Source organism: Pseudomonas sp. F-14 TE3623, from assembly GCF_053629015.1.
Genome location: NZ_JBRJHM010000001.1, coordinates 1,852,501 through 1,866,321, shown reverse-complemented (window position 1 = coordinate 1,866,321; position 13,821 = coordinate 1,852,501). Strand labels below are relative to the sequence as shown.

Below are 13,821 nucleotides of genomic sequence, written 5' to 3'. Positions count from 1 at the left end.
CACGTATGCCGGCGCTTTTTTATGCCTGCAAGCGTGAGTTATGGCGGCTGTGCGTGGGACGCCCTCGGGCGTGCCGGTTTCCTTGATTCCCGGTTTACCACCCTGCGCACAGCTGTCACCCATTCGTGTGGTAACGAACGTGGCAGCTCCTCATATCAAGGAGTCTGATAATGCGCAGCATCAATCCGTACAAAATTTGGCTGTACCCTCAAAGCAGTCCCCAATCGCGTATCGCCTCACCATCCACCCTCTCCCACCGCCTCTCCGTCATCGGAGGTGGCAAATGACCGAACAATCAGAGCTGAAAACTATCGGCCTAACACCCGCCATCTACTGCGCGGATCAAGCCCTGTTCCATGTCACCAGCGGCGTCCCCCTCGGCGATGCGTTAGCCATGGCTTCTGATTTCCTGTTTCTCGCCAAAAAGCTGACCGAAGATGCTGCTTACGCTAGGGACACTGACCGCCACGCCTGGGCCGCGCATTATTTGACGGCGATGAGTAAGGCTGTGGTGGATGATGCGGTGAAAGTGCTTGCGCGGGATCGGACTTCTGCACCGGCCCCCAAACAGGCGACGGCGAAATCCGAAGGGTAGCCCCCGAGGACCGATGAGCCCCGAATTCTTCGGGGCTTACAAATGTGCAGCGCTTGGCGGCCGAAAATACGTGACGGCGCCCCTCCCTTGTAGTCAGATACGGCTATCGTTTGAATTAGCTGTGTAGAGGCATTTTGCTGGAATGGTCATGACACCAAAACGGAATCACACATGGAAGCGCTGATTAATCCGCACGTTCTGCGATGGGCACGTGAGCGAGCATCCCTGAGCACGAGCACCCTGGCCAAAAGTCTTGGCACGCAGGAAGACAATGTGCTGGCGTGGGAGCAAGGCAAGAAAAAGCCCTCCTTCAACCAGGCCATGAACTACGCCCGGCAGACGTACATCCCGTTTGGGTACCTTTACCTGTCTCAGCCACCAGAGGAAAGCCTTCCTCTGCCGGATCTCAGAACGATCAATGGAAAACGCGACCACGGATACAGTCTCGCCCTCATGGATACCATTAGGTGGGCCATGGAAAGACAAGAATGGTATCGCGACTACCTGATCAGCCAAGGCGTCACTGAAAATAGAGTCGTCGGAAAATTTTCGGTGAGCGATAGCATCGAAGTAATCGTTGCAGACATCCGTGCAACCTTAGGCATACCCAACAAACCAAATCGCGGCGATTTTGATGACTACTTTAAAAATCTGGTCAGCAAAATTGAAAGTGCGGGCATACTTGTGATGCGCAACAGTATTGTCAACAACAATACGAGCAGGCCCTTGTTTGTAGAAGAATTTCGTGGCTTCGCAATCAGCGACAAATTAGCTCCCGTCATATTTATCAATACAGCTGATTGCCCTGAGGCAAGACTGTTCACTCTAGCTCATGAACTGTCTCATATTTGGATAGGTCGTTCTGGCGTGTCTGATGGTGACCCTGCAAATCACAGATCGGAAGAAATTTTGTGCAATGCAGTAGCGGCAGAGCTATTAAGTCCCGGGCGCGAATTCCTTTCCTCTTGGGACGCCGATATTGAGTGGCAAGAAAACATCCCCCACTTAACAAAAATCTTCCATGTTAGTGGCTGGGTGGTAGCTAGGCGCGCCCTTACTTTCAACCTCATAACAGCATCCGAATATGGGGCATTTATCGCCAAAAAGATCGCTGAGCACAAAGCTCGCAGCAAGAATGGAGCACCGCCGTACAATAGACTGCAGACAGGGCGTGTTAGCAAAACGCTTGCTACAGCAGTGGCCAGTGAAGCATTAAGCGGAAGAATGCTTTATCGAGATGCAGCGCGCCTTATTGGCGTGAAGCCGCATAAGTTATCTGACTATTCTAAAAAGGAACTTGGATTTTGAGTTATCTGCTAGATGCGAATTCCTACATACAGGCAAAAAATACTCACTACCGGATGGGTTTCTGCCCCGGTTTCTGGGACTGGTTAGACAGCGCATACGATGCCGGCAAGATTTCCAGCGTATCACTTGTATATAAGGAACTAGCTGACTACGGCGACGAACTATCCAGATGGGCGAAAGACAGGCCAAACCACTTTTTACCTGTCGACGACTCCAACACACAGAAAACTTTTATACAGATCGCTGCGTTTGTCATGGATCTACCTCTCCCTAAACAAACAGAAAAAATACGCTTTCTCGATGGCGCCGACCCTTGGTTGATTGCAAAAGCGTGTGCAACTAGACAGACAGTTGTAACCCACGAGGTGTTGGTGCCTCCGACAAGTCAGAAAATCAAAATCCCAAATATTTGCCAGCAGTTCAATGTGCCATATATAAGCGCATTTGATCTACTCGATACGCTAAATGCAAAACTTATTCTTGGCACCCATTCTTAAAAAAGCGAAAAAGGGGGACAGACGACGTTCACCCCACTATCAATGCTACAGCGCTCGTCATCGAGACGGGTCATGAATTTACATACCTCTGTTGGTCAATAGCGCAACCAAATCAGGTATGTACGGAACGGCTTCCAGAGGCTGGGTAGACAATTTCCATGTTCCAAAAACAAGAAGACCCGAACGTAATGCCGGACTGAGCCAGCACCAGAGGATCGGGCGCGATTGGGATTAATGCTGCCGTAGCCAAATGACCAAGTCAATGTGTGTCACATAAAACGCGGCGAACATTAGGTTTATGCCCGAACTTAAAACCATCGGCCTAACCCCCGCCATCTACTGCGCGGATCAAGCCCTGTTCCACGTCACTAGCGGCGCTCCCCTCGCTGACGCGTTAGCCATGGCTTCTGATTTTCTGTTTCTCGCCAAGAAGCTGACCGAAGATGCTGCTTACGCCAGGGACACCGACCGCCACGCTTGGGCCGCGCATTATTTGACGGCGCTGAGTAAGGCGGTGATTGATGATGCGGTAAAGGTGCTTAGGCGGGATGGTTCTGATGCCAGTCAGTAAGGCATAAGGCCTGTGGGAGCCCACTGCTTGTGATGACGGCAGTGCATTCAGCATTGATGTTGGCTGAGCTGGCGCTTTCGCGAGCAAGCCCGCTCCCACAGGGATTTGCGCTTAACGGGTAGGCATTATTAGCCCCGAGATTGTCGGGGCTTTCGATCACTCAGCTCACAGTAAATGCGGAGAAATCAGCTTCGAAATCTCCACCATCGATGTCCTGCCGGTGAATTCACCTTCCCCTACGATGAAAAACAAATCTCCAACTCGGAATCCAACCCACATCAAACACCAACGCCCTTCAGCACAGAGCTATCAGTTTGATTTCGTGCCTCCTCGCGTCATCTCATCAAGGATGCCCAATGGCGGTTTCAGGGGCATGGTTAACAAGGAAAAGGATTGAATGCAGCTAATCGGCATGTTGGTGTTCTTCGCTGCGACAGTGGGGATGTGGGTTTGGGTGGTGAGAAACCGTGGCACCATGAATCTGTGGCTCGCTAACCTGGCAGGTGCCGTGGGTAGTTTTATTGTCGGGATTGCGGTGCTGATTCTGTTCAACAGATGGTTTGTCCCCGGAGGAAACTCCGCACGGGGCGTTGTATTCATGTTCTATACATTGATGGCAATTTTAGGTGCCTTTGTTGGAACTTGGCTTCTGGTGAGCGCCAGGTTCAATCGGTCTGAATCCCCCATCGTCCGTCATTTGATCGCCGGAGCGTGCAGTGTGTTGGCGGCACTGACCACGGTGGTGTTGTGGGTGATGATCCTTCCCGCCAAGTGAGTGTTTTGATACTCCGCTCATCGAGCTCAAGGGTTTCCTGAAAAATACTCAGGGAGCGAACGCCTCAGGCTGCGCTCTTCTAGACTTAACAGGTAGTCGTAGACAGAATCGAACACGTCGCTTTGGTGCAGATGAATCAAAGGCAGCATGGCAAGCTGCCTGATATGCCCTGAAGAGGTGCGGCAAAGACCGCACCGGGCCCAACAAGATGCCCGCTCAGGGTGCCTGGCCAACGGCCTGAAAATGCCACGATACCGTGACGTGGTGTGACTGCCGCAGCCGACACTTTCGGACAACCGACAACCGCCTGGTTTGTCCGTGATCGTGAGGAATGCTGTATGCCTGATGAGATGTTGCACCTGCCTATGGTCAACAGCCTGCTGGAGCGCCACAAACGCTCCCCCGGCGCACTGTTGCCCATCCTTCATGAGATTCAGGAGGGCATCGGTTACATCCCCGATGCCGCCATCCCCGAGATTGCCCACGCGCTCAACCTGAGTCAGGCCGAGGTTCGTGGGGTGATCAGCTTCTACCATGACTTCCGCACCGCGCCCCCCGCCCGGCATATCCTGCGTCTGTGCCGGGCCGAGTCCTGCCAGAGCCGCGGCGCCGAGCAGCTCGCGGCGCAATTGCGCGAACGTCTGCAACTGGATGACCACGGCAGCAGCGCCGATGGCAGCATCAGTCTGCGTCCGGTGTATTGCCTCGGCGCCTGCGCCTGTTCGCCTGCTCTGGAACTGGATGGTCAGGTGCATGCGCGGCTCAGCGCCGAGCGTCTGGATGCCCTGCTCGATACTTGCCGGGAGGACGCATGATGCCGGCTTTTTATCTGCCCCATGATTCGCTCGCACGTGCCGTGGGTGCCGAAGAAGTTGCGGTGGCCTTGATCACCCATGCCCGGGGACGCTTTGCGCCTCTGGAGTTGCAACGCACCAGTTCTCGCGGCCTGTATTGGCTGGAACCGCTGCTGGAAGTGGACAGCCCGCAGGGCCGTATCGGCTTCGGCCCGCTGACGGCTGCCGATGTGCCATCAGTGCTCGATGCCTTGCAAGGCGAGCCGTCTGCTCATCCGCTGGCCTTGGGCCTGGTGGAAGAGCTGCCCTATCTGAAGACACAACAACGCCTGTTGTTTGCCCGCGCTGGCATCACCCGGCCGCTATACCTCGACGATTACCGGGATCATGGCGGTTTCGAGGGTTTGAAAAGAGCCATCACCATCGGTGGCGAACAAACCGCGACTGAGGTATTCGATTCGGGTCTGCGTGGCCGTGGTGGCGCGGCTTTCCCGGCCGGGATCAAGTGGCGCACGGTGCGCGCCACCCAGGCGGCGCAGAAATACATTGTGTGCAACGCCGACGAAGGCGACTCCGGCACTTTCGCCGACCGAATGTTGATGGAAGGTGACCCCTTCCTGCTGATCGAAGGCATGGCCATTGCCGGTATCACCGTCGGCGCCAGCTACGGCTACATCTACGTGCGCTCGGAATACCCACAAGCCGTGGCCACCCTGCGCGCGGCGCTTGAAATCGCCCGATCCGCCGGTTACCTCGGCGCCAATGTCGGCGGCAGCGGTCTGGCCTTCGATATGGAAGTGCGAGTCGGTGCCGGTGCTTACATCTGCGGTGAAGAAACCGCGCTGCTGGACTCGCTCGAAGGCAAACGCGGGATCGTCCGCGCCAAGCCGCCGATCCCCGCCTTGCAGGGTCTGTTCGGCCTGCCAACGCTGGTGCACAACGTGCTGACCCTGGCCTCGGTGCCGCTGATTCTGGCCAAGGGCGCGCAGTTCTATCGCGATTACGGCATGGGTCGCTCTCTGGGCACCATGCCCTTCCAGCTGGCGGGCAATATTCGTCATGGTGGCTTGGTGGAGCGGGCCTTTGGCTTGACCCTGCGGGAACTGGTGGAAGACTACGGCGGTGGTACCGCCAGTGGCCGGCCGCTGAAAGCCGCCCAGGTTGGCGGCCCTCTTGGCGCCTGGGTGCCACCGTCGCAATTCGACACCCCGCTGGATTACGAAGCCTTCGCCGCCATCGGCGCCATGCTCGGTCACGGTGGTGTGGTGGTGGCTGACGACACCCTGGACATGGCCCACATGGCGCGCTTCGCCATGCAGTTCTGCGCCGAGGAATCTTGTGGCAAATGCACCCCATGCCGCATCGGCTCGACCCGGGGTGTGGAGGTGATCGACCGCCTGCTGGCTGCGCCGGACCAGAACAGTCGTGATGAGCAGGTGATCATCCTCAAGGACCTGTGCGACACCCTGCAATACGGTTCGCTGTGCGCGTTGGGCGGCATGACTTCCTATCCGGTGGCCAGCGCCCTCAAGTACTTCCCCGCCGACTTCGGTCTGCAGTCCTCGGAGGCCGACCAATGATCACTCTCTTCGACCCGAAAACAGATATCGACCTGGGCACCCCGGCCCGCGAAAGTCAGGTGCAGGTCACCGTGAACATCGACGGCCGCAGCATCAGCGTGCCCGAAGGAACCTCGGTGATGCGCGCCGCCGCGCTGCTGGGCACTACCATTCCCAAACTGTGTGCCACCGACAGCCTGGAAGCCTTCGGCTCCTGCCGTATGTGCCTGGTGGAGATCGATGGCATGCGCGGCTACCCCGCGTCCTGCACCACGCCGGTCAGCGAAGGCATGAGCGTGCACACCCAGACGCCGAAGCTCGCCACGCTGCGGCGCAACGTCATGGAGCTGTACATCTCCGATCACCCGCTGGACTGTCTGACCTGCTCCGCCAACGGCAACTGTGAGCTGCAAACCGTCGCCGGCCAGGTTGGCCTGCGAGAAGTGCGTTACGGGTATGAAGGTGAAAACCATCTGGCGGACCAAAAGGACACTTCCAACCCCTACTTCGATTACGACCCGAGCAAGTGCATCGTCTGTAACCGCTGCGTGCGCGCCTGCGAAGAAACCCAGGGCACCTTTGCCCTGACCATTACCGGGCGCGGTTTCGAATCCCGGGTCGCGGCCGCCGGTGGCGACAACTTCCTCGACTCGGAATGCGTGTCCTGCGGCGCCTGTGTGCAAGCCTGCCCCACCGCGACCCTGATGGAAAAAAGCGTGGTCGAACTGGGTCAGCCCGAACGTAGCGTGATCACCACGTGCGCCTATTGCGGCGTGGGCTGCTCGTTCCGCGCCGAGATGAAAGGCGACCAACTGGTGCGCATGGTTCCAGACAAGAACGGCCAGGCCAACCACGGCCACTCTTGCGTCAAAGGACGCTTTGCCTGGGGCTACGCCACTCACCCGGATCGCATCACCAAGCCGATGATCCGCAAGCACATCAACGATCCTTGGCAGGAAGTCAGCTGGGATGAAGCGGTGACCTACGCCGCCAGCGAATTCCGCCGGCTGCAGCAAAAATACGGCCGCGATTCCATTGGTGGCATCACCTCCAGCCGCTGCACCAACGAAGAAACCTATCTGGTGCAAAAACTGGTGCGCGCCGCCTTCGGCAACAACAATGTCGACACCTGTGCGCGGGTCTGCCACTCGCCGACCGGCTATGGCTTGAAACAAACTCTTGGCGAATCCGCCGGCACTCAGAGTTTCGACTCGGTGATGCAGGCCGACGTGATCCTGGTGATGGGCGCCAACCCCAGCGACGCCCACCCGGTGTTCGCCTCCCAGCTCAAACGCCGCTTGCGTGAAGGCGCGCGACTGATCGTCATCGACCCACGACGCATCGATCTGGTGGACTCGGTGCATGCCCGCGCCGAACTGCACCTGGCCCTGCGTCCGGGCACCAACGTCGCCATGCTCAACGCCTTGGCCCACGTCATCGTCACCGAAGGTTTGCTCAATCAAGCCTTTATCGACGCCCGTTGCGAGGGCAGCGATTTCGCTCGCTGGAGCGAGTTTGTCAGCCGCCCGGAAAACTCTCCGGAAATCCTTGGCGCCGTCTGCGGCGTCGCCGCTGCCGACATCCGTGCCGCCGCTCGCCTGTATGCCACCGGTGGCAATGCGGCGATCTACTATGGCCTGGGCGTCACCGAACACAGCCAGGGCAGCACCGCGGTCATGGGCATCGCCAACCTGGCCATGGCCACCGGCAACATCGGCCGCGAAGGCGTGGGCGTGAACCCGCTGCGCGGGCAGAACAACGTTCAGGGTTCCTGCGACATGGGCTCCTTCCCCCACGAGTTGCCCGGTTACCGACACGTCTCCAACGAGGTGGTACGGGCGCAGTTCGAACAGGCCTGGAACGTCACCCTGCAACCCGACCCGGGCCTGCGCATCCCCAACATGTTCGAAGCAGCCCTGAGCGGCAGCTTTAAGGGCCTGTATTGCCAGGGCGAGGACATCGCCCAGAGCGACCCCAATACCCAACACGTCACCGCGGCCCTGTCGGCCATGGAATGCATAGTGGTGCAGGACATTTTCCTCAACGAAACCGCCAAGTTCGCCCACGTGTTCCTGCCGGGCAGCTCGTTCCTGGAAAAAGACGGCACCTTCACCAACGCCGAGCGGCGCATCTCTCGCGTGCGCAAAGTCATGGAGCCGTTGGGCGGCAAGGCCGACTGGGAAGGCACAGTAGCCCTGGCCAACGCCCTCGGTTACCCGATGAACTACCAACATCCGTCAGAAATCATGGATGAAATCGCCAGCCTGACGCCGACCTTCACCAACGTCAGCTACACCGAACTGGATCGCCACGGCAGCCTGCAATGGCCGTGCAACGCCGCGGCACCGGACGGCACGCCGACCATGCACATCGAGGAATTCGTGCGCGGCAAGGGGCGCTTCATGCTCACCGGCTACGTGCCCACCGAGGAAAAGGTCAACAGTCGTTATCCCCTTCTGCTGACCACCGGACGCATCCTCAGCCAGTACAACGTCGGCGCCCAGACCCGGCGGACAGACAACGTCGCCTGGCACTACGAAGACCGCCTGGAAATCCATCCGACCGACGCCGAGAGCCGTGGCATCAACGAAGATGATTGGGTCGGCATTGGCAGCCGCGCCGGACAGACCGTACTGCGTGCGCGGATCACCGAACGGGTAGCCCCAGGCGTGGTGTACACCACCTTCCACTTCCCTGAATCGGGGGCCAACGTCATTACCACCGACAACTCCGACTGGGCCACCAACTGTCCGGAGTACAAGGTCACCGCCGTGGAAGTGAGCCGCGTCTACCACCCTTCCGAGTGGCAAAAACGCTATCAGGAATTCAGTGACGAACAACAGCGTCTGCTCGACGAACGCCGCCATGCACGCACCGCCGGAGCAAAAGCCGAGGTACGCCGATGAGCACTGAAAACCTGATCAAGATGGCCAACCAGATCGCCCAGTACTTCGCCAGCGAACCGGACCAGCAACAGGCCGTGCTCGGCGTGCGTAATCACCTGCAGATGTACTGGACGCCCGGCATGCGCAAGGAGTTGCTGGCCTGGCAGACGGCGCATCAGGGGGCAGACTTGCACCCACTGGCGCAGGCTGCGGTCAGTGGGGCGGGCTGGGAGGCTTAGGTTTACACGATCCCTTGGGGAGGATTTTGCCTGTTGACTCAAAACCTGTGGCGAGGGAGCTTGCTCCCTCGCCACAGGTGAGCAGTATTGCGAGTCTTTCGGGACTAATGCACCGGCAACACCACCAACGCTTCCAACCCGCTCTTCGACCGATTTCGCAGTGTCAGCTCGCCTCCGTGCTCCAGCACAATCGCCCGCGCCGCCGATAACCCCAAACCAACACCCCCAGTGCTTTTATTCCGCGAGCCTTCCATCCGGAAGAACGGCACAAACACTTGCTCAAGGCAGGTATCTGGAATACCCGGCCCACGATCCAGTACTTTGATCCGCACCTGGCCAGCGCTCGGGTTCAGCTCAATCCCCGGCTCACTGCCGTACTTGATAGCGTTGTCGAGCAAGTTGGTAATCACCCGTTTCAGCCCCAACGGACGCCCGAAATACACCAACCGCAGCGGCCCGCTGAACGTAATGTCGACGCCCTGATCTCGATAATCATCAAGCAACGTTTGCAGCAGTTCCGCCAGATCAAACTGGGTCGCCGGTTCAAGCCGCGCATCATCACGAAAGAACTCCAGCGCCGAGTTGATCATTGCCTGCATTTCATCCACGTCACGAAACAGCCGCTGCTGTTGCTCACTGTCTTCGATGAATTCGCCACGCAAGCGCATCCGCGTCAGAGGAGCGCGCAGGTCGTGGGAGATGGCGGCGAGCATTTGCGTGCGGTCGCGAATGAAGTGTTGCAACTGCGCCTGCATGGCGTTGAACGCGAGAATGGCCTGGCGGATTTCGTGGGGGCCGAGCGGTTCGATCGGCGGTGCGCGGAAATCCACACCGAAGCGACGGGCGCCTTCGGCGAAGCGCTGCAAAGGGGTGGCGAGGCGGCGGGTGGCGATCAGCGCGACCAGTGCGGTGGAGATCAGCACCAGCAGGATGACGATCAGGTAGCGTGGCGCTTCGTCGAGGCCCCAGCTGCGCGAGGGTGCGGAGAACATCAGCCATGATGAATCCGATAGCTCGATCAGCAGCGCGTAATGCGCGTCCGCCGTGTGCTCCGTCCAGTCGGCCGGTTCATAGGCTTCGATGCGTCGGTCAGGGGCTCTGAGCATCGGCTGCAGGATGGTCGAGCCGATGTCAGACTTCGGATCGTCCACTGTCGGCAGGTTGAGATCGTGCCGGTCAGGGTGCCAAGTGACAGTGAAGCCGTTCTCGTTGGCGGCTTGCGCCAATGGGTTGCGCAGTGGCGCCGGGGCGGCCTCGATGATGCGGGCGATGGCGGCGGCTTTTTCCAACAAGCCGATTTCGGTCAGTGGCGGGCGCGCCCATACGCCGGCCAATTGGATAAACAGCCCGTTGAGCGCCAGTGAAATGAGCATGGCCAGGATGATCGTCAACGCGATCCAGCGCGCAACCGTATCTTGCGGCCAGTCTCGGACGCGAATCCGTTTCAGCCAGCTCATCGCCGCGTCACGCTGGGGGTGAACAGGTAACCGCCGTTGCGCACGGTGCGAATCATCGCCGGCCGTTTGGTGTCGGACTCGAGTTTGCGCCGCAGGCGGCTGACCTGAACGTCGATGCTGCGATCGAACGCCTCATGGCAATGCCCGCGCGCCAGGTCCAGCAATTGCTCGCGGGTGAGAATGCGCTGCGGGTGTTCGACAAAGACCAGCAGCAGGTCAAACTCACCGGCCGACAGCGGGATCATCACGTTGTCCGGCGAGCGCAACTCACGGCGAGTGACGTCCAGGTGCCAGTCAGCGAAATCAATCAGTGGCCGTGGCCGTTCCTGCGATACCGGACGGCGCTCGTCCACTCGGCGCTGCACGGCACGCACTCGGGCCAGCAGTTCACGGGCGTCGAAGGGTTTGGTCAGATAATCATCGGCGCCCAGCTCCAGGCCGACCACCCGATCACTGAGTTCGCCCATGGCCGTCAGCATGATCACCGGTATTGCGTGTCGAATCCGCAGTTGCTGACACAGGATCAGCCCGCTGTCGCCGGGCAACATCACGTCCAGAATGATCAGGTCCGGCGCCTGGCGCTCTATGGCCGCCCACAGCGACGCACCGTCTGTGGCGACCTCGACGCTGTAGCCGTGCTGCACGAAGAATTTTTTCAGTAGATCAAGGACTTCAAGGTCGTCGTCCACAATTAAAAGGCTGTTCACCGAAGGTCACTTAAGGGGCGAATGGAACCGCCATCTAAAACTATTCACCGCCGCGCGTCATATATTTCAACTCTGCAATAAAGCGTCAGCACCGCAATAAACCAGACATCTTTGCGCAAGGCTTGGAGCTCAGCATCACGGCGAATTCCTCCTGAGACTTGCATCCATGTCGCCTTTCAAGTGTTCCCCCTGGTTGACCCGCAACACCTCAATTGCCGTGTTGGCCGCAGGGCTGACGGGTTGCAGCAGCCAGCCACAGCCCAACACCGACGTGGCCTGCGCCGACATCGCCTATTCGGTGAACGACCCGGCGGAACCGTTCAATCGCGGCGTCTTCGCGTTTAATCGGGTGGTTGATGATTACGCCTTGGCGCCGGTCGCGCGCGGCTACCGCTACACGCCGGACTTTTTCCAGACCGGTGTGCATAACTTTGTAGCGAACTTTGGCGAACCGAAGGTCTTTATCAATGACCTGTTGCAAGGCAACCCGATGCGCTCGGTCAATACCCTGGGGCGTTTCGCGCTCAACACCACGGTAGGTGTGGTGGGCTTAATCGATGTCTCCGGCATGGCCGGTATCCCGCGTCACGACTCGGACTTTGGCCAGACCTTCGGCGTGTGGGGCATCGGCAACGGTCCGATCGTCGAACTGCCATTGCTCGGAACCTCCAACAGTCGTGACGCTGCCGGCCGCGTGCTCGGATTTGTGGTCGATCCGTTCGGCAGCAATAGCGATACCGTGGAGACGCTGTCCACTATCAGCACTGTCGGTGGCATCGTCGATGGTCGGGCAGAAGCCTTACCGCTGACCGACAGCCTGCAAAAACTGCCGGACTATTACAGCGCGTTGCGCAATGTGGTGGCCGAGCATCGCGCTGCTTACGTGGCCGATGGCAAACAAGGCTCGCCAGAGAACACCACTCCTAAATGCACAGGAGCACCGGCCGATGGGTTCTGAAAGCAATAGCCTGACTCTGCAGCAACGGGTGATCCGGGATGACCCTACCAATCTGCATTGTCGAGAAATCACCCTGCGCCTGTCACCGGACTGTCGCCAACTGGTGCTCACCCGCTACACCGAACACTACGGGCCGGCGCTGGTACGCTGGATAGAGCGCAGCCACACGGTGTCGGTGGCCGAGCTGTTTCGTTGGCTCGTGGCTAATGGTGAGGCGGGGGTCATGAGAGCGAGCAGCCAGTCGCAGCCTTGATTTCAGGGTGATGATACGGAGGATGGAAGTCTTCCGGTCATCATCCCGCCCGAAGCCTACAGCGAAACTGAGACAAATCTATTTCCCCTCGCACAGTGGCTGCAGCCCTTACCAGCAATCATGCTCGCACATAGACCCAGGCGCTGATGCCTGACTTGAGGGTCACACTGACGCGTTTATAGTCCGCCACCTCGTATTCGTCGGCCGCGACCAGCTCTTGGGCCGTGATCTCGAAAACCCTGCATCACCTTCGTGCCCTTGACAGGCTGCGCCCATGTCGATGAAGAAAATGCTCATCGACATGACGCCTGAGCGAGACTGTGACAGCCGTGGATGGTCCGATGATACGGTACGAACTTTCCTGCGGACAAAACAAAACCCCTACCTGCATACGCAGATAGGGGTTTCGGAATTTAATCTTGACGATGACCTACTCTCACATGGGGAAACCCCACACTACCATCGGCGATGCATCGTTTCACTGCTGAGTTCGGGATGGGATCAGGTGGTTCCAATGCTCTATGGTCGTCAAGAAATTCGGTAGCCAGCTCGTTTGCCTTGCGGCTCACGCTCCAGCGAATGGGTATGCGATAGTTTGGTGTTTTGTGAGTATCTCGAACTTTCGGTTCGTTTCGTCTTCACACACCGCAATCTGGTGCCTTTTCAGGTCAGCAAATTGCTTGGGTGTTATATGGTCAAGCCTCACGGGCAATTAGTATTGGTTAGCTCAACGCCTCACAGCGCTTACACACCCAACCTATCAACGTCGTAGTCTTCGACGGCCCTTCAGGGGACTCAAGGTCCCAGTGAGATCTCATCTTGAGGCTAGTTTCCCGCTTAGATGCTTTCAGCGGTTATCTATTCCGAACATAGCTACCCGGCAATGCCACTGGCGTGACAACCGGAACACCAGAGGTTCGTCCACTCCGGTCCTCTCGTACTAGGAGCAGCCCCTCTCAAATCTCAAACGTCCACGGCAGATAGGGACCGAACTGTCTCACGACGTTCTAAACCCAGCTCGCGTACCACTTTAAATGGCGAACAGCCATACCCTTGGGACCGGCTTCAGCCCCAGGATGTGATGAGCCGACATCGAGGTGCCAAACACCGCCGTCGATATGAACTCTTGGGCGGTATCAGCCTGTTATCCCCGGAGTACCTTTTATCCGTTGAGCGATGGCCCTTCCATACAGAACCACCGGATCACTAAGACCTACTTTCGT

At 58.4% G+C, this 13,821-nt stretch carries 13 protein-coding genes, 2 rRNA genes and 2 pseudogenes (1 of these 17 only partly in view); 11 read left to right on the top strand and 6 right to left on the bottom strand.

Annotation, left to right across the window (positions count from 1 at the left end; genetic code table 11):
• Positions 1-283 precede the first annotated feature (283 nt).
• The 4 genes from AB7M29_RS08360 to AB7M29_RS08345 all read left to right on the top strand — a co-directional run bounded on the left by AB7M29_RS08360 (position 284) and on the right by AB7M29_RS08345 (position 2,971).
• Positions 284-595 (top strand): DUF3077 domain-containing protein, encoded by a 312-nt coding sequence (locus tag AB7M29_RS08360; RefSeq protein ID WP_454246687.1) that lies wholly within the window; start codon positions 284-286, stop codon positions 593-595.
• A gap of 171 nt (positions 596-766) precedes the next feature.
• Positions 767-1,903: an ImmA/IrrE family metallo-endopeptidase gene (locus AB7M29_RS08355; RefSeq protein ID WP_454246686.1), complete on the top strand. Its 1,137-nt coding sequence runs from the start codon at positions 767-769 to the stop codon at positions 1,901-1,903.
• Positions 1,900-2,400 carry a DUF4411 family protein gene (locus AB7M29_RS08350; RefSeq protein WP_454246685.1) on the top strand — a complete coding sequence of 167 codons (501 nt, stop codon included), beginning with the start codon at positions 1,900-1,902 and terminating at the stop codon, positions 2,398-2,400. The genes AB7M29_RS08355 and AB7M29_RS08350 overlap by 4 nt, the downstream gene beginning before the upstream one ends.
• A gap of 289 nt (positions 2,401-2,689) precedes the next feature.
• The gene (locus AB7M29_RS08345) at positions 2,690-2,971 is read left to right on the top strand and encodes a DUF3077 domain-containing protein (protein WP_454248704.1); all 282 of its coding nucleotides are present in this window, start codon (positions 2,690-2,692) and stop codon (positions 2,969-2,971) included.
• 165 nt (positions 2,972-3,136) lie between these two features.
• Here AB7M29_RS08345 and AB7M29_RS08340 read toward each other — a convergent pair.
• A pseudogene (locus AB7M29_RS08340) lies at positions 3,137-3,243 on the bottom strand (PH domain-containing protein); the annotation flags it as partial.
• Positions 3,244-3,368: 125 nt separating this feature from the next.
• Here AB7M29_RS08340 and AB7M29_RS08335 point away from each other — a divergent pair.
• The 5 genes from AB7M29_RS08335 (at position 3,369) to AB7M29_RS08315 (ending at position 9,223) form a co-directional block, all read left to right on the top strand.
• Positions 3,369-3,746 (top strand): hypothetical protein, encoded by a 378-nt coding sequence (locus tag AB7M29_RS08335; RefSeq protein ID WP_454246684.1) that lies wholly within the window; start codon positions 3,369-3,371, stop codon positions 3,744-3,746.
• A 338-nt stretch (positions 3,747-4,084) separates the two neighbouring features.
• On the top strand, positions 4,085-4,561 hold the full coding sequence (locus AB7M29_RS08330; RefSeq protein WP_454246683.1) for a formate dehydrogenase subunit gamma: 477 nt from the start codon (positions 4,085-4,087) through the stop codon (positions 4,559-4,561).
• On the top strand, positions 4,558-6,120 hold the full coding sequence (locus tag AB7M29_RS08325; protein WP_454246682.1) for a formate dehydrogenase beta subunit: 1,563 nt from the start codon (positions 4,558-4,560) through the stop codon (positions 6,118-6,120). Before AB7M29_RS08330 ends, AB7M29_RS08325 begins: the two co-directional genes overlap by 4 nt.
• Entirely contained in the window at positions 6,117-9,005 is a 2,889-nt protein-coding gene (gene fdhF, locus AB7M29_RS08320; protein ID WP_217858951.1) for a formate dehydrogenase subunit alpha, read from the top strand. Before AB7M29_RS08325 ends, fdhF begins: the two co-directional genes overlap by 4 nt.
• Complete coding sequence (locus AB7M29_RS08315; protein WP_217858952.1) at positions 9,002-9,223, top strand: formate dehydrogenase subunit delta; 222 nt, start codon at positions 9,002-9,004, stop codon at positions 9,221-9,223. Before fdhF ends, AB7M29_RS08315 begins: the two co-directional genes overlap by 4 nt.
• A 104-nt stretch (positions 9,224-9,327) precedes the next feature.
• On the opposite strand, the gene AB7M29_RS08310 is transcribed toward AB7M29_RS08315, so the two are convergent.
• Positions 9,328-10,680 carry an ATP-binding protein gene (locus AB7M29_RS08310; protein ID WP_454246681.1) on the bottom strand — a complete coding sequence of 451 codons (1,353 nt, stop codon included), beginning with the start codon at positions 10,678-10,680 and terminating at the stop codon, positions 9,328-9,330.
• A complete protein-coding gene (locus AB7M29_RS08305; RefSeq protein WP_217858954.1) occupies positions 10,677-11,387 on the bottom strand; it encodes a response regulator in 711 nt (236 codons plus the stop codon). Before AB7M29_RS08305 ends, AB7M29_RS08310 begins: the two co-directional genes overlap by 4 nt.
• A 166-nt stretch (positions 11,388-11,553) precedes the next feature.
• On the opposite strand from AB7M29_RS08305, the gene AB7M29_RS08300 reads away from it, so the two are divergent.
• Both AB7M29_RS08300 and AB7M29_RS08295 read left to right on the top strand, forming a co-directional pair.
• Positions 11,554-12,345 carry an MlaA family lipoprotein gene (locus AB7M29_RS08300; protein ID WP_454246680.1) on the top strand — a complete coding sequence of 264 codons (792 nt, stop codon included), beginning with the start codon at positions 11,554-11,556 and terminating at the stop codon, positions 12,343-12,345.
• Entirely contained in the window at positions 12,335-12,598 is a 264-nt protein-coding gene (locus AB7M29_RS08295; protein ID WP_454246679.1) for a hypothetical protein, read from the top strand. Before AB7M29_RS08300 ends, AB7M29_RS08295 begins: the two co-directional genes overlap by 11 nt.
• Positions 12,599-12,716: 118 nt before the next feature.
• On the opposite strand, the pseudogene AB7M29_RS08290 reads toward AB7M29_RS08295, so the two are convergent.
• From AB7M29_RS08290 to AB7M29_RS08280, 3 genes and pseudogenes are all read right to left on the bottom strand, one after another.
• Positions 12,717-12,836: pseudogene (locus tag AB7M29_RS08290) on the bottom strand (gamma-glutamylcyclotransferase); the annotation flags it as partial.
• 179 nt (positions 12,837-13,015) lie between these two features.
• A 5S ribosomal RNA gene (gene rrf, locus AB7M29_RS08285) occupies positions 13,016-13,131 on the bottom strand.
• Between the two features lie 158 nt (positions 13,132-13,289).
• Positions 13,290-13,821: ribosomal RNA gene (locus tag AB7M29_RS08280) — 23S ribosomal RNA — on the bottom strand; it runs 2,360 nt beyond the window's last position.